Source organism: Chloroflexaceae bacterium (genome assembly GCA_025057155.1).
GTDB lineage: Bacteria > Chloroflexota > Chloroflexia > Chloroflexales > Chloroflexaceae > JACAEO01.
Map to the genome: position 1 here is coordinate 1 of JANWYD010000008.1, position 23,865 is coordinate 23,865.

The 23,865-nt window shown below is 66.2% G+C and carries 21 protein-coding genes and 1 CRISPR repeat array; of the genes, 16 read left to right on the forward strand and 5 right to left on the reverse strand.

The annotated features are described in order from the left end of the window. Window positions 1-90: 90 nt before the first annotated feature. Window positions 91-1,566: a CRISPR direct-repeat array (repeat unit 37 nt; unit sequence GTCCGAATAACCTCAATCCCCGCGAGGGGATTAAAAC). 44 nt (window positions 1,567-1,610) lie between these two features. The 7 genes from NZU74_08360 (at window position 1,611) to NZU74_08390 (ending at window position 8,502) form a co-directional block, all read left to right on the forward strand. Continuing rightward, complete coding sequence (locus NZU74_08360) at window positions 1,611-2,189, forward strand: histidine phosphatase family protein (protein MCS6881332.1); 579 nt, start codon at window positions 1,611-1,613, stop codon at window positions 2,187-2,189. Window positions 2,190-2,521: 332 nt separating this feature from the next. Further along, the gene (locus NZU74_08365; GenBank protein MCS6881333.1) at window positions 2,522-3,211 is read left to right on the forward strand and encodes a rhomboid family intramembrane serine protease; all 690 of its coding nucleotides are present in this window, start codon (window positions 2,522-2,524) and stop codon (window positions 3,209-3,211) included. Window positions 3,212-3,376: 165 nt separating this feature from the next. Beyond that, the gene (locus tag NZU74_08370) at window positions 3,377-5,626 is read left to right on the forward strand and encodes a fused MFS/spermidine synthase (protein ID MCS6881334.1); all 2,250 of its coding nucleotides are present in this window, start codon (window positions 3,377-3,379) and stop codon (window positions 5,624-5,626) included. Window positions 5,627-5,772: 146 nt separating this feature from the next. Beyond that, complete coding sequence (locus tag NZU74_08375; GenBank protein ID MCS6881335.1) at window positions 5,773-6,546, forward strand: inositol monophosphatase family protein; 774 nt, start codon at window positions 5,773-5,775, stop codon at window positions 6,544-6,546. 5 nt (window positions 6,547-6,551) lie between these two features. Beyond that, window positions 6,552-6,872 carry a nucleoside triphosphate pyrophosphohydrolase family protein gene (locus tag NZU74_08380; protein ID MCS6881336.1) on the forward strand — a complete coding sequence of 107 codons (321 nt, stop codon included), beginning with the start codon at window positions 6,552-6,554 and terminating at the stop codon, window positions 6,870-6,872. 13 nt (window positions 6,873-6,885) lie between these two features. Then, window positions 6,886-7,482: an imidazoleglycerol-phosphate dehydratase HisB gene (gene hisB / locus NZU74_08385; protein ID MCS6881337.1), complete on the forward strand. Its 597-nt coding sequence runs from the start codon at window positions 6,886-6,888 to the stop codon at window positions 7,480-7,482. Between the two features lie 42 nt (window positions 7,483-7,524). Next, a complete protein-coding gene (locus tag NZU74_08390) occupies window positions 7,525-8,502 on the forward strand; it encodes a PrsW family intramembrane metalloprotease (protein ID MCS6881338.1) in 978 nt (325 codons plus the stop codon). Window positions 8,503-8,530: 28 nt separating this feature from the next. Here the strand turns inward: NZU74_08390 and NZU74_08395 are convergent, their stop codons facing one another. Next, window positions 8,531-9,109, reverse strand: coding sequence for a hypothetical protein (locus tag NZU74_08395; GenBank protein ID MCS6881339.1), 579 nt, complete (start codon window positions 9,107-9,109; stop codon window positions 8,531-8,533). A 255-nt stretch (window positions 9,110-9,364) separates the two neighbouring features. On the opposite strand from NZU74_08395, the gene NZU74_08400 reads away from it, so the two are divergent. Next, a complete protein-coding gene (locus NZU74_08400) occupies window positions 9,365-9,808 on the forward strand; it encodes a zinc-ribbon domain-containing protein (GenBank protein ID MCS6881340.1) in 444 nt (147 codons plus the stop codon). Between the two features lie 87 nt (window positions 9,809-9,895). Here the strand turns inward: NZU74_08400 and NZU74_08405 are convergent, their stop codons facing one another. Then, window positions 9,896-10,129 (reverse strand): PLD nuclease N-terminal domain-containing protein, encoded by a 234-nt coding sequence (locus NZU74_08405; protein ID MCS6881341.1) that lies wholly within the window; start codon window positions 10,127-10,129, stop codon window positions 9,896-9,898. Window positions 10,130-10,328: 199 nt separating this feature from the next. Here NZU74_08405 and NZU74_08410 point away from each other — a divergent pair, with 199 nt between their 5' ends. After that, a complete protein-coding gene (locus tag NZU74_08410; GenBank protein MCS6881342.1) occupies window positions 10,329-10,754 on the forward strand; it encodes a hypothetical protein in 426 nt (141 codons plus the stop codon). 348 nt (window positions 10,755-11,102) lie between these two features. On the opposite strand, the gene NZU74_08415 is transcribed toward NZU74_08410, so the two are convergent. After that, window positions 11,103-11,507: an LrgB family protein gene (locus NZU74_08415; protein ID MCS6881343.1), complete on the reverse strand. Its 405-nt coding sequence runs from the start codon at window positions 11,505-11,507 to the stop codon at window positions 11,103-11,105. A 115-nt stretch (window positions 11,508-11,622) separates the two neighbouring features. Between NZU74_08415 and lysS the strand changes: the two genes are divergently transcribed. The 6 genes from lysS to NZU74_08445 all read left to right on the forward strand — a co-directional run bounded on the left by lysS (window position 11,623) and on the right by NZU74_08445 (window position 17,999). After that, complete coding sequence (gene lysS, locus NZU74_08420) at window positions 11,623-13,095, forward strand: lysine--tRNA ligase (GenBank protein ID MCS6881344.1); 1,473 nt, start codon at window positions 11,623-11,625, stop codon at window positions 13,093-13,095. Window positions 13,096-13,228: 133 nt separating this feature from the next. Further along, entirely contained in the window at window positions 13,229-13,444 is a 216-nt protein-coding gene (locus tag NZU74_08425) for a hypothetical protein (GenBank protein MCS6881345.1), read from the forward strand. A 47-nt stretch (window positions 13,445-13,491) separates the two neighbouring features. Beyond that, window positions 13,492-13,875: a Fic family protein gene (locus NZU74_08430; protein ID MCS6881346.1), complete on the forward strand. Its 384-nt coding sequence runs from the start codon at window positions 13,492-13,494 to the stop codon at window positions 13,873-13,875. Between the two features lie 10 nt (window positions 13,876-13,885). Beyond that, window positions 13,886-14,875, forward strand: a complete 990-nt coding sequence (locus tag NZU74_08435) for an NAD-dependent epimerase/dehydratase family protein (protein ID MCS6881347.1) — start codon at window positions 13,886-13,888, stop codon at window positions 14,873-14,875. 3 nt (window positions 14,876-14,878) lie between these two features. After that, window positions 14,879-16,594, forward strand: a complete 1,716-nt coding sequence (locus tag NZU74_08440) for a 1-acyl-sn-glycerol-3-phosphate acyltransferase (GenBank protein ID MCS6881348.1) — start codon at window positions 14,879-14,881, stop codon at window positions 16,592-16,594. A gap of 163 nt (window positions 16,595-16,757) precedes the next feature. Continuing rightward, entirely contained in the window at window positions 16,758-17,999 is a 1,242-nt protein-coding gene (locus NZU74_08445) for a PQQ-dependent sugar dehydrogenase (protein ID MCS6881349.1), read from the forward strand. Between the two features lie 109 nt (window positions 18,000-18,108). Here the strand turns inward: NZU74_08445 and NZU74_08450 are convergent, their stop codons facing one another. Beyond that, the gene (locus NZU74_08450; protein ID MCS6881350.1) at window positions 18,109-19,185 is read right to left on the reverse strand and encodes a hypothetical protein; all 1,077 of its coding nucleotides are present in this window, start codon (window positions 19,183-19,185) and stop codon (window positions 18,109-18,111) included. 632 nt (window positions 19,186-19,817) lie between these two features. Here NZU74_08450 and NZU74_08455 point away from each other — a divergent pair. Next, window positions 19,818-20,435, forward strand: coding sequence for a Uma2 family endonuclease (locus tag NZU74_08455; GenBank protein MCS6881351.1), 618 nt, complete (start codon window positions 19,818-19,820; stop codon window positions 20,433-20,435). A 26-nt stretch (window positions 20,436-20,461) separates the two neighbouring features. On the opposite strand, the gene NZU74_08460 is transcribed toward NZU74_08455, so the two are convergent. Then, the gene (locus NZU74_08460) at window positions 20,462-23,506 is read right to left on the reverse strand and encodes an SUMF1/EgtB/PvdO family nonheme iron enzyme (protein ID MCS6881352.1); all 3,045 of its coding nucleotides are present in this window, start codon (window positions 23,504-23,506) and stop codon (window positions 20,462-20,464) included. Window positions 23,507-23,865 lie beyond the last annotated feature (359 nt).

Genomic DNA, 23,865 nt, shown 5'->3' on the forward strand with positions numbered 1-23,865 from the left:
GTCGTCCTCTTCCTTCCTCATCACCTTTTTCCCAGCGTTTGGATTTACTCTCTCGCGGTTCGGTGTGTGCTCTTCCTGGCACTTCAGGGCGTCCGAATAACCTCAATCCCCGCGAGGGGATTAAAACTGTCAAGGACGCGCCGGGTGAGCGTACGCGTAAACCTCAGTCCGAATAACCTCAATCCCCGCGAGGGGATTAAAACGCCGCGCTGGAGCCAGGCAAAATCGCCAGGAGGCCGCCCGGTCCGAATAACCTCAATCCCCGCGAGGGGATTAAAACCCGGCGAGAACCTCCGTCCATGACAGAGCATTAGGAATGGTCCGAATAACCTCAATCCCCGCGAGGGGATTAAAACGGAGAGAGGAGATATTTTCCATTACGTTCTAATCCTATTTGTCCGAATAACCTCAATCCCCGCGAGGGGATTAAAACGCAATCCGAGCGGTGATGTCCTCGGCGGTCCAAGCGCTGTCCGAATAACCTCAATCCCCGCGAGGGGATTAAAACCGTATACCGCGTATGCATATCCCCCAGGCACGCCGCTATGTCCGAATAACCTCAATCCCCGCGAGGGGATTAAAACTCATCGTCATCACCCCCAGCTACAATAATCCATCCTCATACCGTCCGAATAACCTCAATCCCCGCGAGGGGATTAAAACGCAAACTGCGCAACGACGATCGTTCGTGCGCTGCGATGCGGGTCCGAATAACCTCAATCCCCGCGAGGGGATTAAAACCCCCGCGCCAGCTCGTCCGAGGGTATCTCACCCTCGGGTCCGAATAACCTCAATCCCCGCGAGGGGATTAAAACATGAATTTGACCGCGACGTAGGCGAGGTAGAGGATAATGTCCGAATAACCTCAATCCCCGCGAGGGGATTAAAACAGCAAATGGTCGCGATCATTAACAGTCTCGGAGTACGTGGAGTCCGAATAACCTCAATCCCCGCGAGGGGATTAAAACGCGTGTGCTGAGCAACGTGCCGCTCGCTCTGCGTCCGAATAACCTCAATCCCCGCGAGGGGATTAAAACAGCAAATGGTCGCGATCATTAACAGTCTCGGAGTACGTGGAGTCCGAATAACCTCAATCCCCGCGAGGGGATTAAAACCGAGGCGATGCGCCTGTTCGCGTCGTGCCTGGACCACGGTCCGAATAACCTCAATCCCCGCGAGGGGATTAAAACTGCGCGCGCAGTCGAGCTGGACGCGCGTCAGCTCCAATGATGTCCGAATAACCTCAATCCCCGCGAGGGGATTAAAACGGAAGCCCCTCGAAGGAAGCCCCTCGAATCCCCCCCGTCCGAATAACCTCAATCCCCGCGAGGGGATTAAAATCTAAGGTCACGTGACCCTGGCCGAGCCGGAGCGAGGTTAGGTCCGAATAACCTCAATCCCCGCGAGGGGATTAAAACCTGCACCCGTCGAGTCTTTGCCGGGTATGCCGGCAGTCCGAATAACCTCAATCCCTGCTAAGGGCGTACAATCCCCCATCTCGCGCTTCCCGCTTCCTGCTCGCCGCTCCCTCCGCACACCCCTCAATCCTCGCAAGAGGGGTACAATGATTGTGGACCGAGGTCAGCTTGACTGCCTTCTGGAGACTCCCCATGCCCACCACGATCTACCTGATCCGTCACGCGCACGCCGTGCGCACCCCGGAGGGCAAACGCGCCCTCTCGGCGGCCGGGCGCGCCGGGGCCGAGCACGTGGCGGGGCTGCTCGCCGGAAGGCCCATCGTTGCCCTCTACAGCAGCCCCTCCCGCCGCGCGCGCCAGACGCTCACGCCCCTGGCCCGCGCCCTCGGCCTTGAGGTGCTCGAACTCGACGACCTGCGCGAGCGCCAGCTCGGCGACGTGCCCGACGCGGAGCGCGAGGCGGCCACAGCCGTCACCTGGGCCGACCCCCAATACGCCTTTCCCGGCGGTGAATCCAACGCCGCGGCGCAACGGCGCGGCGTCGCGCTCATTGAGCACCTGGCGCGCCGCCACGCCGGCCAGCAGATCGCTGCCAGCACCCACGGCGCCCTGCTGGCGCTCATTCTCCAGCACGTTGACCCCACGGTGGACTTCGCCTTCCAGCAGCGCATGACCCTGCCTGACCTCTACGCCCTGACCTTCGACGACGACGGCCAGGCCCGCGTCGCCCGGCTGTGGGATGCCGAAAATGCCTTCGTGCCCGCTACCTAGGGCGCCGGCGAAGCGCCGGGCGCCGCCGCGCGAACCGGCAGGAAGAGCGGAGCTGCACGCCCCGCCTGAGCCCATGCGCGAGAAACCTGGCCTGTCGCGCCCGGCGAGGCTTTGCCGGCGCGCCTGCGCCGTGTACAATGAGACCGGAGCATCTCGGTGATTGGTGAACGATGTGCTCTGATAGCCGCCAGCCGTGTCATCCAGGCGCGCTTTAAGCAGAGATGCGTGACCCGGACGAACTCCGCGGTTCTCTACGTCCTCTGTGCCCCTGCAGTCAATATCAGAAAACATCGCTCACGATTAATGCGCTCGCGGCGCAGAAAGGCGGAGGCGTGATACCCATAGGCGACGAGAACCCGACGCACCACACCCCGATTGTCACCCGCATGCTGGTGATCATTAACGTCATCGTGTTCGCGCTTCAGTTGCTGCGCGGTATTGAGTTCACCCTGCGGTTCAGTTTTGTGCCGCTGGAGCTTACCGCCTGGCTGGAAGGACGCGGCACGCTCTGGGTGCTGGCCACCATTTTTACGGCCATGTTCCTGCACGGGAGCTTCGGGCACATTTTCGGCAATATGCTCTTCCTCTGGATTTTCGGCGATAATGTCGAGGATGTATTCGGACGCATTCCCTATCTGCTGTTCTACCTGATGTGCGGAGTTGCCGCTACAATGACCCAGTATGTCACCGGGCCGCTCTCGCCGATCCCCAACCTGGGGGCCAGTGGAGCCATATCCGGCGTGCTGGGGGCCTACGTGTTAATGTTTCCGGCGGCGCGGGTCAATCTCTTCATCTGGCCGTTTTCGCTCATTTTTGGCGTCTTCGGCGTCCCCGCCCTCCTGTGGATCGGATTCTGGTTCGTGATGCAACTTTTTCTGGGGATTCAGGATCTGGGGCAGATCACCGAGGGCGGCATCGCCTTCTGGGCCCACATCGGCGGCTTCGTCGCCGGTCTGGCCCTTACCCTGATCATGCCTCGCCGGCGCCGACGGGCCTATCCGGCGCCGCGCATCTATCGTTGACCCTGACTCTCGATAGACGCTCGTAATACTCCTCGCGTATCATAGATAGCAGACGACTGGCGGCGATCCGGCAGCAGGGCAACCAGGGTTCCCTGCTTACGGCAATCCAGAATCCAAAATCCAAAATCCACAATCCGGAATAGCTTCACCTGCCCGCGGGGATCAATGAAGTCTGCAACCCACCCTCGAAGCCTGCCCCCGGCGATTGTCGCGTTACGGCGGAACCTGGCAGTGCCGATCATCCTGGGGATCTATTTTCTGTCGGGGTTCTGCGCCCTGCTCTATCAGACCGCCTGGCAGCGGCTCCTGGGCCTGTTCACCGGCGCCGACGTGCGCTCGGTGACTATCATCGTGGCGGCCTATCTGGCCGGGCTGGGGGCCGGCAGTCTGATTGGCGGCGGCATCGCCGATCGGCTCTCCAGCCGGACGGCGGTGCGCCTGTTCGGGCTATGCAACCTGGGGATCGCCGCCTTCGCCCTCGTGGCGCGCCTGCTGTTCTACGATCTGCTGTTCCTGCGTCTGCACGCCCTGGCCGCCGGTCTGGCGGGTCTGATGACCGCTTCGTTCCTCACCCTGCTGATCCCCACCACCCTGATGGGCCTGTCGCTGCCGCTCCTGGCGCGGGCGCTGGTGCGCTCGATTGATGAAGCGCCGCAGACCATCGGGCGTCTGGAGGCGATCAATATCATCGGCGCGGCCCTGGGGGCGCTGGTGGGCGGATGCCTGCTCGTCGGCGCGCTGGGCTTCGATGGCGCCTCGTATGCCGGGGCCGTGCTCAGCGCCGTGGTCGGGGCGGCGGCGCTGGTTGTCGCGCCGGCCTTCGCCGCTGGCGACGGCCGCCGGCACGCGCGGCAGGGCGCGCCGGGCGGCCGCTCGGCGCGCCTGTGGTTCTGGAGCGCGCTCGTCTTTGTCTCCGGCTTTCTCGCCATTGGCTTGCAGGTGGTCTGGTTCCGTCTCCTCAGCGTGCCGCTGGAGTCCTTCGCCTACACCTTCGCCATTCTGGTGGCCCTGGTGCTGCTCGGCGACGGGGTTGGCACGGCCCTCGGGGCCCGCCTGGTGCGGCGCGCCGCTGATCCTCGCCCGTGGTTCATGCTGACCCAGGCGACCGTGATGCTCTACGTGCTCGCCTCGGCTCTGGCCCTCTCCGCCCTCGCCGCCCGCCTGAGCGCGCCGTCCGCGATGGCTGTCTCTTCCTTCGGCGCGTCTGTGTCTCTGCTGGCCTTCCTGCCGCTGGCGCTGCTGCTGCCCCCGAATCTGCTGATCGGCCTGACGCTGCCCTTCGTGCAAAAGGCGGTGCAGACCGAGACGGGCAGCGTCGGGCGCAACGTCGGCCTGCTCCAGATGGCGAACCTGCTCGGCAACGTGGCCGGGGCCACCCTCACCGGCACCATCCTCCTCGACGCCTTCGGCACGAGCGGGGTGCTGGTTATCTTCGCCCTGGTCGGTCTGGGGTTCGCCCTCGGGGCGCTGGCGTGCGCCTTCCCGCGCCCGGGAGGCGCCCGCTGCGCGTTCCCCCTTGCCCTGGCCCTGGCGCTCGCTGCGCTCATCGCCCTTATGCCATCGAACAGCCGGCTCTGGGCCGCGCTGCACGGCAGCGGGCAGGCCGGGGCGACGGTGGTGGAGGACTCCAGCGGCGTTACGGCGATCATCAGCCGCGGCGAACAGGCTGTCCTGTACTCCAGCGGCAACGAGCAAGGCGCAGTGCCGTTCCTCGATGTGCACGTCATCCTCGGAGCGTTGCCGGCGCTGGCGCATCCGCATCCCCGCGAGATGCTGATCATCGGGATCGGCTCCGGCGGCACCCCCTACAGCGCGGGTCTGCGCCCGGAAACGCAGAGCATCCTGGCGGTCGAACTGATCGGATCGCAGCTTCCGGCGCTGACGACCTTCGCCCGGGAAACGGCCAGCGCGCCGCTCCAGGCCTTGCTTGGCGATCCCCGCTACCGCCTGGAGGTTGGCGATGGACGGCGCGCCCTGGCCCATTCCGACCGGCGCTTCGATGTGATCCAGGCCGATGCCATCCAGCCCTGGCGCGCGGGCAGCGGCCTGCTCTACTCGCGCGAGTTCTTTGAACAGGCGCGCGCGCGCCTGGCCGCGGGCGGGCTGATGGCCCAGTGGATGCCCACCAGGCGCACCGGCGTCACCTTCCGCCAGGTCTTTCCCTACGGCGTCCAGATTGGCGACTTTATGCTGCTTGGCAGCAACGAGCCGGTCGCCTACGAGCCGGAGGCGCTGCTGCGCCGCCTCGATGAGCCGGCAGTGCGCTCCCACCTCCAGCGGGGCGGGATCGATCCCGAACTGGTGCGCGCCTTCATCCGCTCCCAGCCGGCGACGTTCTGGACGCCGGAAACGCCGCGCCATGGCGAGATCAACACCGACCTGTTGCCGCGTGACGAGTACTTTCTTACCAACTGATGGCGGTCGCTGTTGGATGGACGGCGCGCCCCTCGCCGCCAGGTCCCGCTGCGAAGCCAGATCCAAAATCCGAAATCCGAAATCCAAAATCCGAAATCGCACGAGCATGGTACACTGGTGGCGGCTCGAGTCCTAAGGAGAGACCCATGGGCGCCGAACTGCGCGAACTGCTCGATTTTGCCACCCAGATCGCCATCCATGCTGGAAAGATCACCCTGCGTCACTTCCAGCGCGACCTGGTGGTAGAGCGCAAGACTGACGCCTCCCCGGTCACCGTGGCCGACCGTGAGGCTGAAGCCTATCTGCGCGAGGCCATCCAGGGGCGCTACCGCAACCATGCCGTTCTCGGTGAAGAGGAGGGCCTCAGCGGCCCCCCCGGAGCGACCTATCGCTGGGTGCTTGACCCAATTGACGGAACGAAATCGTTCATCCATGGCGTGCCGCTCTACGGAGTGATGATTGGCATCCTGCGCGAGGGCGAGCCGGTGGCCGGGGTGGTGCACATGCCGGCCCTTGGCGAGATCGTCGCTGGCGCGCGCGGCCTGGGCTGCACCTGGAACGGGCGCCCATGCCGCGTCTCGACGGTGAAGACCCTGCGCGAGAGCCTGGTGGTGGCCACCGTTGCGGAGGGCTACGAGCGCTACGGCAAGGCCGAAGCGTTCGCCCGCATCCTCGGCGCCGCAGGGCTGTTTCGCACCTGGGGCGACTGCTACGGCTACATGCTGGTCGCCACCGGGCGAGCCGAGGTGGCCCTCGACCCGGTGATGAATGTCTGGGACGCCGCCGCGCTGCTCCCCATTCTCACCGAGGCCGGCGGCAGCTTCACCGACTGGAAGGGCGCGCCGACCATCGAGGGCGGCGAGGGCATCGGGGCCAACGGCGCCGTGCTCGACGAGGTGCTGCGCCTGATTGGAGCATAACAACGATGGACGCCAATGAGCGCCGGCGCCTGGCCCTGCGCAGCGAGGCCCCGGGGCGCGACGAGCGCGCGCGCCTGCTCAATGCCGCCCTGGGCCTCGCCGGCGAGGCCGGCGAATTCAGCGACGCCCTCAAGAGACACCTCCATCCTCTGGACGAGGGCGCGCTCCGCGCCGAACTCGGCGACGCACTCTGGTACGTCGCCCTCGCCCGTGACGCGCCTGACCGGCGCCTCGGCGAGGCGATGCGGGAGAATATCGAAAACCTGCGTCGCCGCTACCCTGATGGCTTCAGCAGCGCGCGCAGTCTCCGGCGCAAAGCCGAGTAGGGGGGCCGAACCTATGCAAGCGCCGCGCACCGCCAGTATTGAACGGGCCACCGGCGAGACGGAGATCAGTCTCAGCCTCAACCTCGACGGGAGCGGTCAGGCCGCCGTCAATACCGGCATCGGCTTTCTCGACCATATGCTGACCCTCTGGGCGAAGCATGGCCTGTTCGACCTGAGCGTGACCGCCCGCGGCGATCTGCACGTTGATGAGCACCACACGGCCGAGGACACCTGCATCTGCCTGGGGCGCGCCCTCGACGCGGCCCTCGGCGAGCGCCGCGGCATCGTGCGCACCGCCCATAGCTTCGTGCCTATGGACGAGTCCCTGGCCCTCGTCGCCGTAGACCTGGGCGGGCGACCCTACTGCGTGGTGCAGGCCGAATTCGCCACCCCCCGCGTCGGCCAGCTCGGCACCGACCTGATCGCCCATCTGCTCGAAAGCATCGCCATCCATGGCCGTCTGAACCTGCACGCCCGGGTGCTCTACGGCCACAACGACCACCACAAGGTCGAGGCCCTCTTCAAGGCCCTCGGGCGCGCTCTCGACGCCGCCACGCGCCATGATCCGCGCCTGGCCAGCGCCGTTCCCAGCACCAAGGGGGTGCTATGAGGGCACCCTCGCCGCTACGTCCCTCTCCCGGAGAAGCGCCCTATGCCCTTTCTGATCGCCGTCCTGCTCAGCTTCGTACCCGCCCTGATCTATGCCGCGATTGTCTACTGGCTTGATCGCTTCGAGAAAGAACCGCTGCGACTGCTCGTCGGAGCCTTTGGCTGGGGAGCCTTTGTCGCAACTACCGGGGCAATCATCTGGGGCGCCGTGCTCCAATTAGGCTTCGAGATCTTCATCAACGACCCGTTCCTGATTGACCTGACCGGCGCCGCCCTGGTTGCGCCGCTGGTGGAGGAAACCCTCAAGGGCCTGGCCGTCGCGATAATCTTCGTCGCCTTTCCCCACGAATTCGACTCGATCCTCGATGGCATGGTCTACGGCGCGATCACCGCCCTGGGCTTTGCCGCCACCGAGAACGTGCTCTACCTCTACCTGGGGGGATATGTCCAGGACGGCTATCCGGGCATGATCGCGCTGTTTGTCCTGCGGGTCATCCTCGGCGGATGGGGCCACGCCGTCTACACCGCTTTCATCGGCATCGGCCTGGCCGTGGCGCGCCTGAGTCCCCGCTGGCCCATCAGGGTCATCGCCCCGTTGCTGGGATGGGCCATCGCCGTGTTCCTCCACGCCCTGCACAACGCCATGGCCACCGTTCTGGCGGGCAGTCTGGGCGGCCTGGTCGCCACCCTGATGGTGGACTGGGTAAGCTGGCTGGTGGTATTTGGGATCGTGATCGGGGAAATCCTGCGCGAACGGCGCTGGATGCGCGTCTACCTGCGCGAGGAGGTGGACCTGGGCATCATCAGCGAGGCGCACTACCGCACGGCGATCTCGATCCGCCGGCAGGCGCGGGCGCGGATGCGCGGCAAAACGTGGCGGCGCTTCTACGGCGCCTGCGCTGAACTGGCGCAGAAAAAGCATCAGTTGGCGACCCTCGGTGAGGAGCGCGGCAACACGGCGCGCATCGCCGCGCTGCGCGCCCAGCTCAGTTCACTTGCTCCATCGGTTGGAACGGTGTAGTGTGATTTTGGATTTTGGATTGCCGTATTCAGCAACAAACCTCATCACCGACATACTGGCTGAGCAGGCGGCGACTGCGTTCGCTTGCCTGCAACGCCATCTGCACGGCCATCCGCTCCGCGGTGTGCTGGCGACGCAACTCAACTTCCCAATCTGCGGTCTGCTCAATCGCCGCGGCGAGATCATCGGCGGCGGCGCGCAGCTCGGCGCGCAGTTCGGCGGCGAAAGGCGGAAGGGGCGCGACCACCTCCAGGGTCGCGGCGAGGCGGAGCACCTCCTGCAACAATGCGCTGGCGGTGTAGGCGTGATCAGCGTGGGTCGGGGCAAGCACGCGAGCATGGGCGGGGCTGTCGTGGTAGTAGCGTCGCAACTTGCGCCGGGCATCGGCGTAGATCCGCTGGGCGGCGACTTCGCACTGCCAGCGACGGGCAAGGGCGGCGCGCCAGGCGGTGAGCGCCTGCGCGCAGCGCGCGCGCTGCTCGGCCAGGGTGTCGCTCAGGCGCCGGTGTCGTTCGAGTTCCTCACCGAGTTGGGGAAACGCAGCACTGTGACGTTCCAGCAAAACGACCAGCCCTCTGGCAGCCTCAACAACGGGGAAGTGTTCCATAGGGGAAAACCTCAAACACTGGCAGGCTTGTTCCGGATGACAGGAGCGACGCATACCTGCCACTGCTATGGTACGAACCCGGTTTCGAGCCGTCCATAGTACTTACGTGCTTGCTTGCCGTGGGACTTACTACGGGGCATCGGAGGGACGGTGTGCTAGAATAACGGTAGCTGCATCCCCGGTGCTCACCGGCGCGTCTTATTGGCAACCACGCGCAGACGCGCGCGCGATCAGCACGTCCAAGGAGGCGTCCCGATGGGTTTGTTAGATCAGATTAGCCGCACCATCGCCCAGAGCGTTGACCGGGCCAGGTTCGAGGCCGAGAAGTTCCAGCGGACCACGCGCCTGCAGAGCGAAGCGAATGAGTTGCGTCGCCAGATAGACGCAAAGCTGAACGAACTGGGCCAGCGGGCCTACGAGTTGCTCCGCGCCGGCCAGATCCAGTCAGCCACCCTGGCGGAACTGAGCGCGGCGGTGGATCAGTTGCGCTCGGCGCTGGTCATGAAGGAAGAGGAACTGAAGCAGGCGCAGGCGGAGGTCTACGTCGAACCGCCCCCGCCGCCGCCTCCGAGGCAGTCGGCGCCGATTGATTACGGCCCGCCTCCCGGCGCCCCCGCCACGAAGCAGTGCGGCGTCTGCGGCTTCCAGATGCCGGCAACGGCCATGTTCTGCCCCAACTGCGGCACGCGGGTGACGTAGCGGTTCAGGGTCGCCTTTGCTACCGTTTCGGCTTCTCCACACCTCCACACAGACGGTCTGTGGAGGTGTGGAGGTGTGGCCTGCTCCTCAGGCGACCTGGCCGGTACGCCGTTCGCGGCCGAAGAGAAAATAGGCGATTGGCCCGACGAAGCTGATAAACGACACTCCGGCCCAGAGCCACTTGTTGCCGCGGATCTGCTCCTGCGGCCGGCGGACGATGTCAACCAGCGCTGCGGCCAGCAGGCTCACCTGGATGCTGCCCAGCACGAGGATGAGCCGCCGCGTGGTCGGGCTTAGTTCGCTCCAGCGTTTGCGTTGCATACCTTCCTCCTCAGCATCTCACATTCTGCTGGTGTGGCATAGCATAGTAGCATACCGTTCGTATAGTTACTGGCGGCTGCGGCTGGTCGCATAACCCCGGTCCGAGCAAGCGCAATGCGGCAAGGTCGCCTTCCTCAGGACGATCACGATTGTCTGGTGAACACGCCGCAGAAATCCATCTAGAACTCAGGAATATCTCATGCGCATTACGTTCCTGATCCTGTTTGTGACAATCGAGTTCGCCTGGCCCGTGGCCGCACAGGGCAACAACCCGACGATTGCCGACATCCAGAGCAACCCGAGCGCTTTTCTGGGCCAGGTGGTCACCCTTTCCGGGACGGTCAGGACGGCGATTGACATGAATGAATTCCTGCTTGATGACGGCGCCGGCCAGATTATTGTAGACGCCGGCCCGCCGTGGTATCAGCGGATCAGCATCCCGACCGGCACGCCGGTGAAGGCTACCGGTAAGATTGACTGGATGGGACCGCCCGGCAACCGTCGCGGCATTGACCTCGACGCCTGCCGGATTGAGACCCCGAACCAGACGCTGAACATTCGCGACTGCGCCTTCGATGGCCCGCCGCCCTGGGCCGGTGGACCGAAACGCGGGGGGCGACCGTGATCTGTACTGCCCAGGCGCATGTCAGCAACCATTCGACGGCGAAACGGATTATCTGTGAACGAAGTTTCCTTGCATTTCCGCCCCACTCCCAGGCTTCCCCCAACGGGGGGAGGCGCCGCTCTCCCGCCCCCAGCGGGGGAGGGTTGGGAGGGGGAGGGGTTGAGCGAAAAACTATGTTTACAGACCACTAATACGAACCTGTCAAAAGTTTCTGGCCCCTGAGAGCAATTCCAACGCAGCGCAGTCTGCGCTGGAATTATTCTCAGGGGCCTATGCCATTGCGGATTGTGGATCGCCGTAGATGGAATCCCTGCATAGAGATGCTATCGCTATCAACAGTTACTGGCGTTAGTTTACCAGGACAGGCAGGAGCGCCGCTGTCAGCACCGCGTTGAGGATCATCCCCAGGGTGGCGAAGGCGCCCGCCTCGGCGTGGAGGTGCAGGGCCCGCGCGGCGCCGATGCCGTGAGCGGCCAGGCCCATGGCGAAGCCGCGAATGGCCGGCTCTTCGACCCGCAGGAGGCTGAGCAGGTCATCGGCGATGAGCGCGCCGATTATGCCCGTCAGGATAACTAGCGCCGCCGTGCGCGACGGCTCGCCGTCGATCGGTTCGGCCACGCCCATGGCGATCGGGGTCGTCACCGAACGCGGCAGCAGCGAGCGCAGGGTCGCCGCATCAGGCTCCGGGCTCGGGGCGAGGAGCAGGGCGCCGCCGATGGCCGTCAGCGCGCCCGCGCCGAGGGCCAGGGCCATGCGCCGCGCCTGGCTGATGGTCCAGACCTGCGCGGCGACAGGCGCAAGCGATGGTATAATGAGGCGAGTGTGCCGCGTCGGCGTTGCTACCTGTTGTCTTCGACGAAACGCGCTTATGGAGCTAAACGATCTGCAGGCCCAGCGGGCCGCCAAACTGGAACGGCTGCGCGCCGCGGGCATTGATCCGTATCCTCCCCGCGCCGCGCCTACCCACCAGGTGGCCGAAGTGCTGGCGCGCTTCGACGAACTTGCCGCCGCCGCGGCGCCGGTAACCATCGCCGGGCGCATTCTGGGCGCGCGCCGCATCATGGGCAAGATCGCCTTCGCCCATCTCGACGACGGCACGGGGACGCTGCAACTGTGGATCAGCCGGGCCGACCTGGGCGAGGTCTGGTTCGAGCGTTTCCGCGACGAACTCGACACCTTCGACATCGTGCAGGCCCGTGGCACGCTCCGCCGCACCAAAACGGGCGAAGCCTCCCTCTTCGTCAGCGAACTGGCGCTCCTGGCCAAGGCGATCAATCCCCCGCCTGAAAAATGGGCCGGCCTGCAGGATGTCGAAGAGCGCCACCGCCAGCGCTACCTCGATCTGATCGTCAACCATGACGTGCGCGAGACCTTTCGCGCCCGGGCGCGGGCCATCACCGCAATGCGGCGCGTGCTCGACGCGCGGGGCTTCCTCGAAGTGGAAACCCCGGTGCTCCAGCCGATCTACGGGGGGGCCGCGGCGCGACCGTTCACCACCTACCATAACGCTCTCGGCCAGGGCCTGTACCTGCGCATCGCCACCGAACTCTACCTGAAGCGCCTGATTGTCGGGGGCTACCCCGCGGTTTACGAGATCGGCAAAAACTTTCGCAACGAGGGCGTTGACCGGAGCCACAACCCCGAGTTTACCATGATGGAGTGCTACCAGGCCTACGCCGATTACACCCATATGATGCTGCTGGTCGAGGAACTGTTGCGCGAGATGGCGATCGCCGCCACCGGCTCGCCGCGCGTGCGTTATCAAGGCCAGGAGCTTGACTTCGCGCGCCCGTGGGCGCGCATGACCATGGCCGAGGCGATCATTGAGCGAACCGGGATTGACATCCGCGAGGCGAGCACCCTCGGCGCCCTGCGCGAGGCCGTTGCAGCGGCTCATCTGAAGCTCGAACCCAAACCGACCTGGGGCAAACAGGTTGATGAGTTGTTCAGCGAGTATGTGCAACCCCATCTGGTGCAGCCGACCTTTATTCTCGACTACCCGGTGGAGCTTTCGCCGCTGGCGAAACGCAAGCCTGACGATCCCGCGTTTACCGAACGCTTCGAGGCCTTCGTCGCCGGGATGGAAGTGGGCAACGCCTTTACCGAGCTGAACGACCCCTTCGACCAGGAACAACGCTTTCTGGAACAGGGCCGCGACTTCGCCGCCGGAGACGAAGAGGCCCACCAGATGGACGCCGATTTTCTCAACGCCCTGCTCTACGGCATGCCGCCGACGGGCGGCCTGGGAATGGGGATCGATCGGATTATGATGGTGCTGGCCGACCAGCCGAACATCCGTGAAGTGATCCTCTTTCCCCATATGCGGAAACGCGAAGAGTGATCCTGATTTTGGATTTTGGATTTTGGAGATGTGGCGGGGTGTTGTAGGATAAGGCAAGGCGGTTTATCTGGAGCGGCGGCGCTGCGACAGCGTCCGTGTCGTCGTCGGAAAGTCCGATGCAAGGAGTATGCCGATGCCCCGATCGTTCACGGTCGAGCGTGAGAATCTGCCCCCGGTGGTGCAGGGGTGGTTGCGCGCCGTAGGTCTGGGAGAGGAGGAGATCGTCGAAATCGTCTTCACCGATCAAGAGGTGCTGCTGCGCCGCCCGATGAGCCCGCAGCTCCGCGCCTGGGCCAAAGAGGTGAGCGATAAGTACGACAAGGCCTTCCGCCAGATCGCCGGGCTGTAAGCGTATGGACTGCCGGAGCAGCGCCGCCCCGGCAGATGGTTCGGAACATGAAGTACCTCACCAGAGAAGAGCTTCTCGACCTGCATGCCTACGCTGTGGAACGCTATGGGGGCCTCCTTGGGATCAAGAGCCAGGACCGGTTGCTGACCGTGGTGAATGCACCGCGTCAGGAGATGTTTGGCGCCGAGTTGTATCCCGATGTGTGCGCCAAGGCGGCTGTGCTGGTCTATTTGATCGTGAAGAGCCATCCGTTCGTAGGTGCGAATGAGGCGACGGCGTTGCTGGCCCTGCTGCGGTTTCTTGAATTGAACGGGGTTGCGCTAAAACCCGAGATCAGTTCCAGCGAACTTGCCTATGTGTTCCGGGCGCTGAGCAACTCCGACATGGACAAAGAGGGTCTCGAGCAGTGGCTGCGCGACAGTGTTGCGTAGGAGCAAGGCCATGACCCGGGTTTTCATCAACGGGATTGATGGGTTGCTCGGCGCGCGAGTGGCGGAGTTGATCAGCCGTGATCGCGAGGCGCGCATCGTCGGCCTGGGGCGCGCGCGCCCTCCCGCTCCCGTCGGACGCGCCGAATGGTTCGCCGCAAAGCTTTCGGGAAAGCAGTTCGTCGAGTTGCTGCGCGCCGAGGGGATCGAGGTGGTGGTGCATCTCGACTTTGCCGGCGCGCAACGGCCGGCTGAGGATCGCGAACAGGCGGTTCAGCAGAATGTGATCGGCTCGATGGAGTTGTTCGGCGCCTGCGCCGCCGCGGGGGTCCGGCGCATCATTCTGCTCAGCCACGTCGGCGTCTATGGCGCCAGCGCCCTCAACCCTGCTATGATCACCGAGGAACGCCCCATCGCCCTCGCCACCCTCAGCGGCCTCCTGCGTGATTTTGCCGAGGTCGAGCAATTCGCCATGGATTTCGTCGCCCGGCGTCCGATGCTGCAAGTCGTGCCCATGCGCCTGGCTCCGCTCGTCGGCGGCTGGTCGCCGATGGTTGAGTATCTGACCGGTCCTGGCCCGCGGATGCTGGCGGGCTTCGATCCGCGCATCCAGTTGCTAGGGCTTGATGACGCAGCCGAGGGCCTGGCGCGGGCCGCCCTCTCCAGCGTGGCCGGCCCGTTTAACCTGGCCTCCGATGATGTGCTGCGCCTCTCGCAGGCCATCCGCCTGGCCGGCCAGCAGCCCGTGGCCGTGCTCGAACCGGTGGTGGAGCTGGCGCTCTCGCTGGGCAATACCGGCATCCTCGGCCACTGGCCGTATGGCCCGAGCTTTCTGCGCTATAGCTGTGTGGTGGATACGCAGCGCGCGAAATGCGAGCTGGGCTGGGCGCCGACACGCAGCGCCGCCGAACTGATCCAGACGCTGCGCGCCAATGGCCACCTTGTTGAGGATCGCGCGGCGTCCGAGGCGGCGCTGCGCGAGTTCCTTGCCCGAAGGAGTTAGCCTGTGAGCGATGACACCAGCCCCAACGGGCGCCCCACCGAGGCGCCTCCTGGCGATGCGACCGAGGGCCTCCCCGAGGCGGTCGCCTCTCCTGTGGATCAGATCGCCGCGCAGGATGCCGTTCCCAGTCCCGATGAGCCGGCGCCTGAACCCGCGCAGGACGCCGTGACCGACGGCGCACCCGCGCCCGAGGCTGCGCAAGAGGCCGTTCCCGGCCCCGATGAGCCCGTGCCTGCGCCTCTCGAGGCTGCTGCTCCGAAACAAAGCCCCCGGCGCGCCGCGTCGTCTGCTGCCACGAGCGGCAAAAGCAGCCGCAAGAATGCTGCGGCCCAGGCCGCCGGCGCCGCGAAGTCGAGCCGGGCGAAGCGGGGAGGTCAGGCGCAACAGGCGCCTGCGGCCGCAATGGAAGCGGCCCCCGGCGAGGAGGGGGCCATTCCCGCCGTAAAGGGCGCCGACGCGCCCGAGGAGCCGGCGCGCTCCGCTTCCGCGCCGAGCTGGTTCGATGTGCCTATAACCGAGGCCTCTCCCTCGCCAGGCGCTGCTCCAACCGCCGCCCCGTCCACGTCGTTCTGGTCCGAACGGCCCGTCGAAGTCTCTCCCCCTCCCTCTGCCGGGAGCCTCTACGAGGCCTCCAACGCCGAACGCGCCGCCGGCTCCGCCAATACGCTCTTCGAGTTCGAGGTCGAAGTGCGTAACAATGTGCCTGAGAGCCCTGCCAGCGAAGGAAACGAGATCCAGAACATGGCCAACGATCTGCTGCGGCTGATCAGCGAAAATTTGCGCCGCATGACCGACCAGCAGGTCGAGCGGGTCAATGAGATTCTGCGGAACATTGACCTGAAAGATTACCTTGATCCCGATTTCTGGAAGGGTATCGGCATGGTGCTGCGCTATCAGATCGACGAGCAGGTCGCTTTCATCAAGCGCCGGCTCAATGGCGAGTACAGCACCGATCCCTTTGGCATGGATCCCGAGGTGATCGCGGTGGTGCGGCCCTTCGTGCGCTTTATGTATCGCACCTGGTGGCGCGTCAAGGCCGAGGGGCTGGAGCATGTGCCGGCCACGGGGCGCGCGCTGCTGGTCGCCAACCACAGTGGCGTGCTGCCCTGGGACGGGGCCATGATCGCCGCGGCGGTGGCCGAGGACCATCCGGCGCAGAACGACCGCATCGTCCGCAGCCTGCACTTGCACTGGTTCACCACGCTGCCCTTCGTCGCGCCGACGCTGGCAGCGATGGGACAGGTGCCCGGGTTGCCTGAAAATGCCATTCGCCTCCTGCAGAACGATGAACTGGTCTGCGTCTTCCCGGAGGGTCTCAAGGGCGTGGGCAAACTCTACAAGGATCGCTACAAGCTGGCCCGCTTCGGCCGCGGCGGCTTCGTGCAGGCGGCTCTGCGCGCCCAGGCACCCATCGTGCCCGTGGCGGTGGTAGGCGCCGAAGAGATCTACCCCATGCTCGCCAATGCCCAGCCGATCGCCAAGCTCCTGGGGATGCCCTACTTCCCGATTACGCCCTTCTTCCCCTGGCTGGGCGTCTTCGGGGCTATTCCTCTGCCCACGCGCTGGTCAATCACCTTCTGCGAGCCGCTGCCGACCGACACCTACGACCCTTCCGAGGCTGACGATCCCCTTACCGTTCTCGGCCTGACCGAGCTGGTCCGTGAGCGCATTCAGGCGACGATTGACGCCAAACTTGCCGAGCGGAAGACGATTTTTTAGCTTGCTACTCGGAAGGTCGGCAAGACTTCGCTCTACCGGCCTTCCGAGTAGCGGTAGCGCAGCACCCTCCAATGTGTCGCCAGGGGGCGATCCTTTTGCCCCACCTGGCGCTATGGTATCCTGACTCCAGGGACCGATCATCTGGAAAGGATACCTCACCCTCATGCCGGGACGGCTTGTTATCGCCTTGCTCGTTATTGGACTTCTGGCGGGCTGCGGGGCGGCTTTCGGGGCCGCGCCGGTTCCCACATCTACCCTGGCCCGCCCCCCGGCGACCCCCGCCGCGCCCGCGGCTCGCGCCACCTCCGCCGCGCCCGCCGGGGATGTCGAACGACTCTCCCCGCGCCTGGCGCCGGTCGTCCAGGGTCTGCGCCGGCCCACCCACGTGACCGGCGCGGGTGACGGCAGCGGGCGGCTCTTCGTGGTTGAACAGGTCGGGCGGGTGCGCATTGTGCGTGATGGGCGGTTGTTGCCCCGGCCCTTTCTCGACATCGAAGGGCTGGTCGGTTCGCGAGCCAATGAGCAGGGCTTGCTCAGCATCGCCTTCCATCCCCGTTTCGCCGAAAACGGGTTCTTTTTCGTTAACTACACCAACCGCAACGGTCATACCGTCGTAGCGCGCTACCGCGTCAGCCGGGACGACCCCGACCGCGCCGATCCGTCCAGCGCCGCCGTGCTGCTGAGGATCGAACAACCCGCGGCTAACCATAACGGGGGCCTGTTGAAGTTTGGCCCTGATGGTTACCTCTACATCGGAACCGGCGACGGCGGGGCCGCTGGCGACCCCTGGAACAACGGGCAGCGCCTTGATACGCTGCTCGGGAAACTGCTGCGTATAGATGTGGATGGGGCCGCGCCCTACGCTATTCCTCCCGACAACCCCATGCTTAACCGCGCTGGCGCCCGTCCAGAGATCTGGGCCTATGGGCTGCGGAATCCATGGCGCTTCTCCTTCGATCGCGCCACGGGCGACCTGTTCATCGCCGATGTGGGCCAGAACGCCTGGGAAGAGGTCCACTTTCAGCCCGCCGGCAGCCGCGGCGGCGAGAACTATGGCTGGAGGATTATGGAGGGCAGGGAATGCTTTCGCGCCGAGAGGTGCGATCAGAGCGGCCTGGAATTGCCCATTGCGGTCTACAGCCATGGTTCGCCCGGCGGGGGCTGTTCGATCACCGGAGGTTATGTTTATCGCGGCGCAGCCTTTCGGCAACTCACAGGGGTATACCTGTACGCCGATTATTGCAGCGGCAACCTGTGGGGGTTGCGCGCTGCCGGCGGCGGATGGGGCGGCGCGCTGCTGGGAGTTCTGAATATTCGCGCCAGTTCCTTCGGGGAGGACGACGCCGGGGAGCTCTACCTGACCGACCATGGCGGCGGGGGGCTGTACCGCCTGGTGGTGGAGTAGGGCTAGCGCCGGGAGCAGCGGCGAGACATGTTTCGCCTGAACGCAGGTTCATCACATGCGTTGCCGTTTGCAGCGTTCCGCCCTCCTCGCCCACTCTCTCTAGGATTTGCTACTCGCAGGCCTGGGCAATAACGTTATCCCACTGCTTTATATGCCAGCGCCCGTGAAGATAGTGCAGATCGGCGCGGAAACAGGCCTGGCCGCGCTCGTAGACGACGCGGGCGTAGCCCACTCGATAGCGCAGGCTCTCGTCGAAGGTGGGGATCAGTTCGTAGCGCTGGAAGGCGCCATACGACGACTCGTTGGCCTTGACCACATAATCGGTCAAGAACGCCAGGGTTCGGAACATGCTCTGGCGCCGTTCGGCATCATCAGCGATCAGGAAGGTTTCGGCACGAGCAGAGTCGCCGCCGAACATCGCCGCGACCCACTCGGCGAGGGTGTCGTCGGCCTCGGCGAGGGCTGCCTCGGCGGGAAGGGGGCCAGGCAAGTGCTGGTCAATATATTCGTCGCAGACCTTCACGCCAGGCTCCCACTCGACGACGCGCCAGGCCCCGGGGACGCGCACGAGGCGCGTGGCGAAACAGGAACTGCCGCGGGCGAACAGGACCTTGCTCAGGCCAATGCGTTCCTGCTCATCGGCGCCGGGAACCACCCCAAGGGCCTCGAAGCGACCCAGATACGGCCCGACAAGGCTGACCAGGCTGCCGAACTTCAGCCAGGTCGCTGTCACCTCCAGTTGCTTGCGAACGTGCTCGGCGCGGCGTTCGGGATCAGGCTCAGCCGCAATGGCCAGGGCCTCCGTTTCGTTGCCAGAGAGCATGGCCAGCACCCAGCGGTGATGGACCTCTTCGGCTTCGGGGTCGGTCGCCGCGGCGACCGGCGCATCCCCGGCGGCGGGGGCGGCAGCCGGGGGGACGGGCAAAGCAGCGGGGGCGGGCACGGCGGCGCCCTCCGGGGCGCCGGCAGGCGACGGCGGGGCGTCAGGCACAGGAGCTGTGGGGCGTTCGGGCAAAGCGGCGGGGTCGGGCGATGCGGCGACCTGCGCGGTGGCGCCCTCCGGGGCGCCGGCGGGCGGCGGAGCGGGGGCGCAGGCGACAAGCAGCGCGGCGCAGGCGCCGCACGCGGCGAGGAACGATGCCCGGCGACGCAGGCGCGGCAACCAGCGGGCGCATCGAGACGACATGGGAAATCCTCCATCTTCCTGTACGCGGGACCACACCGTATGTACCGCTTCAGGCAAGGGGAGGATACGGTCATTGCACACCGTCGTGGCGGCGCGGGGCCGCCACGCGGTTCCGGGCGGCGGCGTGCGCGCCAGGCGCGGACGGCCGCGCCCCCCGGCAGCGAAACGGCCCATCCGTTCGGTGGAATGACGGCCCGGCGGCGATACGCGGAACGGCCCGGCGGCCATCCGCCCACCCGTCCGGCGGCCATGCGGCCCCGGGGCGAACCGTAGAGACGGCCCGGCGGAACGTCTCTACGTCGCCAATGGGATGGGCACGCGGTTATGGGCGGTGGCCGGCCCCACGTCGCCCCCAGGCGGGCGCGCGATGATGGGGGGCGGGGGGTGAAACCGTCGCCGGCAGGGTCACGTTTGCGTGGACGCCGGGCGAACCAGTTACCACACACATGCGTTCGTGTTTATCCAGGGTTGTTGTAACGAATGTTCGATGTAGGTATACTGATTCGCGGGAAGGTTGCCTGGCACATTTTCAGGCAACCCGTTTGTACGATTTTGGATTTTAGATTTTGGATTTTAGATTTGCGCTGCGCCAGATCAACAATCCGCAATCGCACCGGACCGGAGGAACAGGCATGCCAACCGATCTGCGAGACGCGCCTATGCACCTTGTGCGCGAGAGCGATGGGGTCTCGATTTCTCTGGCGCCGCTGCAGGGGCACTGGACGGCTGAACAGTACCTGCGGTTGACCGATCACACCCGGCACCTGGTGGAGTTCACCGATGGCCGCATTGAGGTCCTGCCAATGCCAACCCAGCAGCACCAGCTCATCCTCGGGTTCCTGTATCGCGCCTTCTTCGCCTTTCTCCAACCGCTCGGGGGCATCGTGCTGTTCGCGGCCCTGCGTCTCCAGATCCGTCCCGAGAAGTTTCGGGAGCCGGATTTGCTGGCGCTGCGACGGGCGGACGATCCGCGGGCGCAGAACCGCTACTGGCTCGGGGCGGATCTGGTGGCGGAGATCGTCAGCGCCGATGACCCTGAGCGGGATACGGTGGAGAAGGTCGCCGACTACGCCGAGGCGGGCATCCCTGAATACTGGATCGTCAACCCGCTGGATGAGACGGTGACGGTGCTGGTCCTGGAGGAGGGGACCTACGTGGAGCACGGCGTCTTCCGCCGGGGTGCGCAGGCAACGTCGCGACTCCTCGCCGGCTTCAGCGTGAGCGTGGACGAGGTGTTCGCAGCGGGGTAGGGTGGGAGGTTCGGCACCTGAATGCGCTAACTACTCTGAGAGTTTTTCGATAACTCCGCCCCCTCCCCAACCCTCCCCCGCTGGGGGAGGGAGTCCGGCGCCTCCCCCCAACGGGGGGAGGCTGGGAGGGGGGCGGAACTGCTGTGCGAGCAAGGGGCCGCACACACCCGCAAACCCCAGCTGAGGTAGGCGTTGTCAGGACGACTCCTGGACCGTGCATTGCAGCGAACAGTTGTACTATTAGTCCGCCACGACCCGCCTCGCAGCGGCGCATCGTAATCGCCAGGTGTAAAGTCTTTCACCAACATCCCACTCCCTGCCGGGTAGCCCGCAGAGCTGCTCGCGGTCCACTCCCACACGTTGCCGGCCAGGTCCAGCGCCCCGCAGGCCGCCGCCCCCGCCGGGCAGCAACCCACCGGCGCGGGCCGGCCCAGGCCGCTGGCGTCGTAGATTGCCAGCTCCGGGGTCGGCTCCGCCGCGCCCCAGGGGTAGGGGCGGCGCCCGCCCTGCCCGTCCCATGCCGCCGCGGCCTCCCATTCGGCCTCGGTGGGCAGGCGCACCTCGTAGCCCGCCGGCAGGGCGTCCCCGAGCTGCTCGCTCAGCCAGGCGCAGAAGGCCGCGGCCTCGTACCAGGTCACCCCGATCACCGGCTGGTTGGGGGCATTATACCCTGACTCCCCCCACGACCAGGGTTCGGTGCGCTGCAGCGACCGTTTCCACTCCCAGCCCTCCGGCGTCCACCAGCGTTCAGCCTCGGGGCCGTAGCCCACCGCCACGAACGGTTTGTACTGGGCCACGGTGATGGGGTAGCGAGCGATCCAGAAGGCGGCCAGCGGCACGTCCGCCGCTGCGTCATCGTCCCACCCGCCGATGCGGTAGGTCCCCGCGGGCAGGTAGCACCAGTAGCCGGCGGGCTGGCCGAAGGTCGCGGTGCGCCGGGCCAGTTCCGCGCGCCATTGTTCCATCGTTACGGGGAAGCGCGGGTCGCCCAGGTCGCCGAGGAGTTCGCCGGCGCGCAGCCGCTCGGCGAGGGGGAGCGGCTGGTCGCGGTCGGCCAGCAGGGTGGCGAGGCCCTGTTTGAGCTCGCGCTGCCAGCGGTCCACCCGGATCTGCGGCCGGGTGCGCAGGTAGGTCCAGTCGCGATCCGCGCCAAGCTCGGCGGCCAGGATGAGGTCACGGTACCAGCGGGCCGCTGGCTTCGGCGCCCCGCCCTCCTCGCGCTCGATCAGGTCGCCCAGCAGCCGGTCGAGCACCAGCGGCGCGGCCAGCCCGGCCCCCAGGAAGATCGGCTCGCGCCAGCGATCGTCGTCGCGGTGGCGCATGATGAGCGCCACCGGGTCGTCGGTATTCAGCGCAATCTCGCGCCCGGCGCAGTGTTCCTGCAATGTCAGGTGGGCGAAGACGAACGAGTCGCGCTCATCGGCCACCAGCAAGCCGCTGCGCTGCTCGAAGTAGTCCAGGCAGTTCAGGGCGGCGTCGCCCGGCCCGCTGACCCGGGCTTGCTGGAAGAAGTCGATCAGCGCCGTGTAGACGTCGCCGCGCGCCAGGCGCCCGCGCCCGTCAGCCGAGGTGGCGCGCGCATGGGCCTGGTAGGAGAGCCGGTCGAGGAGCGGGCGAATGTAGCTGCTATCCCACTCCGGCTTGCCGATCGCCTGGCCCAGGCTCTGGCCGTCGCGCACCAGGTCCCACTGGCCGAGCAGCAGGTCGAGGATGCGCTCGTAGAGCTGGGGCCGGTCACGGGGCAGCTCACCCCGGTTGTAGATCACCAGGGCCATCATCGTCAGCAGCAGAGGCGTCTCGGCCATCTGGCGCAACCGGGGGCGGGCCGGGTCCTCGATGGCGGCGATGAGCCGGGCGCTGAGCCCTTCGGCCTGGGCCTGGTCGATCTGGCCCCTGGCGACCAGTTCGCGGTGCCAGGCCGGCACGAAGTGGCGCATCTGGCCCAGGGTGAAGGGGGCCAGGGTCTCGACCGGCCAGTTCAGTTCGGCGTGCACCTCTTTGGTGAACGCCCGCACGCGGCAGGTGACCACCGCCGGGCAGGCGGGGTAGCGCCGGGTGATGGCGCGCACCGCCTGGAGCGTTGTCAGGCGATCGGCGACGCCGGGGGCGCCGGCCAGCGGCGTCTCATCGAGGCCATCGAAGAGCAGCAGCGCCGCCCCGCGCGAGAGAGCGGCGCTGAGGGCATCGTCCACCTGGTGGGTGCAGCAGGCGTGCAACTCGTCGCGGAGGGCGGCGTAGACGGTCGTATTGCTGTTGCCATCGCGGGCGATGCGGCCAGCCAGCGCGCGCAGCGGCACGAGGATCGGCAGCAGCGCGCGATCGTCTCCGCCGGCGAGCGGGGGCGCCCGCTCCGGGTCCAGTTCTCGCCGGGCCAGCGCCCAGGCGAGGTAGCGCAGGAAGGTGGACTTGCCGCTGCCGGGGGCGCCGAGGAGGATCAGGCGCCTATGGCGCCGCAGGGCCTCGACCGCAGTCAAGGCGCGCTCGAGGACGATCGCATCGGCGCTTCCGGCGTCGCGCCGGTAGAGGGCCGCATCGGGCAGGGCGTGGTCGGGGTCAAACTCCCGCTTGAGGGGCCGCCGCGGGTCATCGTTCTGGAAATAGGCGCGCAGTTGGCTGGCCGGGCCGCGGGCGACCTCGACACGATGGGTGGTGGCCAGGGCGACATAGACGCGGGGCAACTCGAGGCTCTGGCCGCGACTGAGGCGCTCGTCGAGGCCGCGCAGGGGCAGGTGGACCAGCTTCGCGGCCAGCCCTTCCAGATACCAGACCAGGCGGCGCCGCTCGTCCTCCTCCGGCGTGCGCCCGTAGATGATCGTGCCCAGGTTAACGCCGACGGCGATGTGGCCCTTCAGCACATCGCGCCCGGCAATGTCGCCGATCGACACATCACCAAACTGGTTCCCCTCGCCGAAGAAGACCAGGGCCTCAACACGGGCGCGCTGGTCAGAGGACAGGCCGAGTTCAGCGGCCCTCTTTTCAAACGCGGCGCGGGCGGTGGCCGCATCGAACTCGGTACACAGGTCGCGCAGGCGACGGATCAGGGCGGCGAGATCGTCGGGATGGGCCGACACGGCAGGCTCCTGGACGCGAATGGCGATTCTGGAGCAGTTATACCGCTTGCGCGGGGGGATGGCAAGGGGGGTAATAGCATTTTGGATTTTGGATTTTGGATTTTGGATTTTGGATTGGTGTATTGGCGTCGCAATAAGGCGTGGCGATGCGGCATGGCGCTATGGATGTCTTTTGCCCCCCTCCCAGCCTCCCCCCGCTGGGGGGAGGAGCGCGGTTCCCTTCCCCAGCAGGGGAGGGTCAGGGAGGGGGCAGGACGACACGGGCCGGAAGCGGGCTCGGCGCCCCGGAACAACCCTGGCGTGCGTTTCGCGTATTGGATAGGGGCAGGGGCCTGGGGAAACCTGGTTTCCCCATCCAC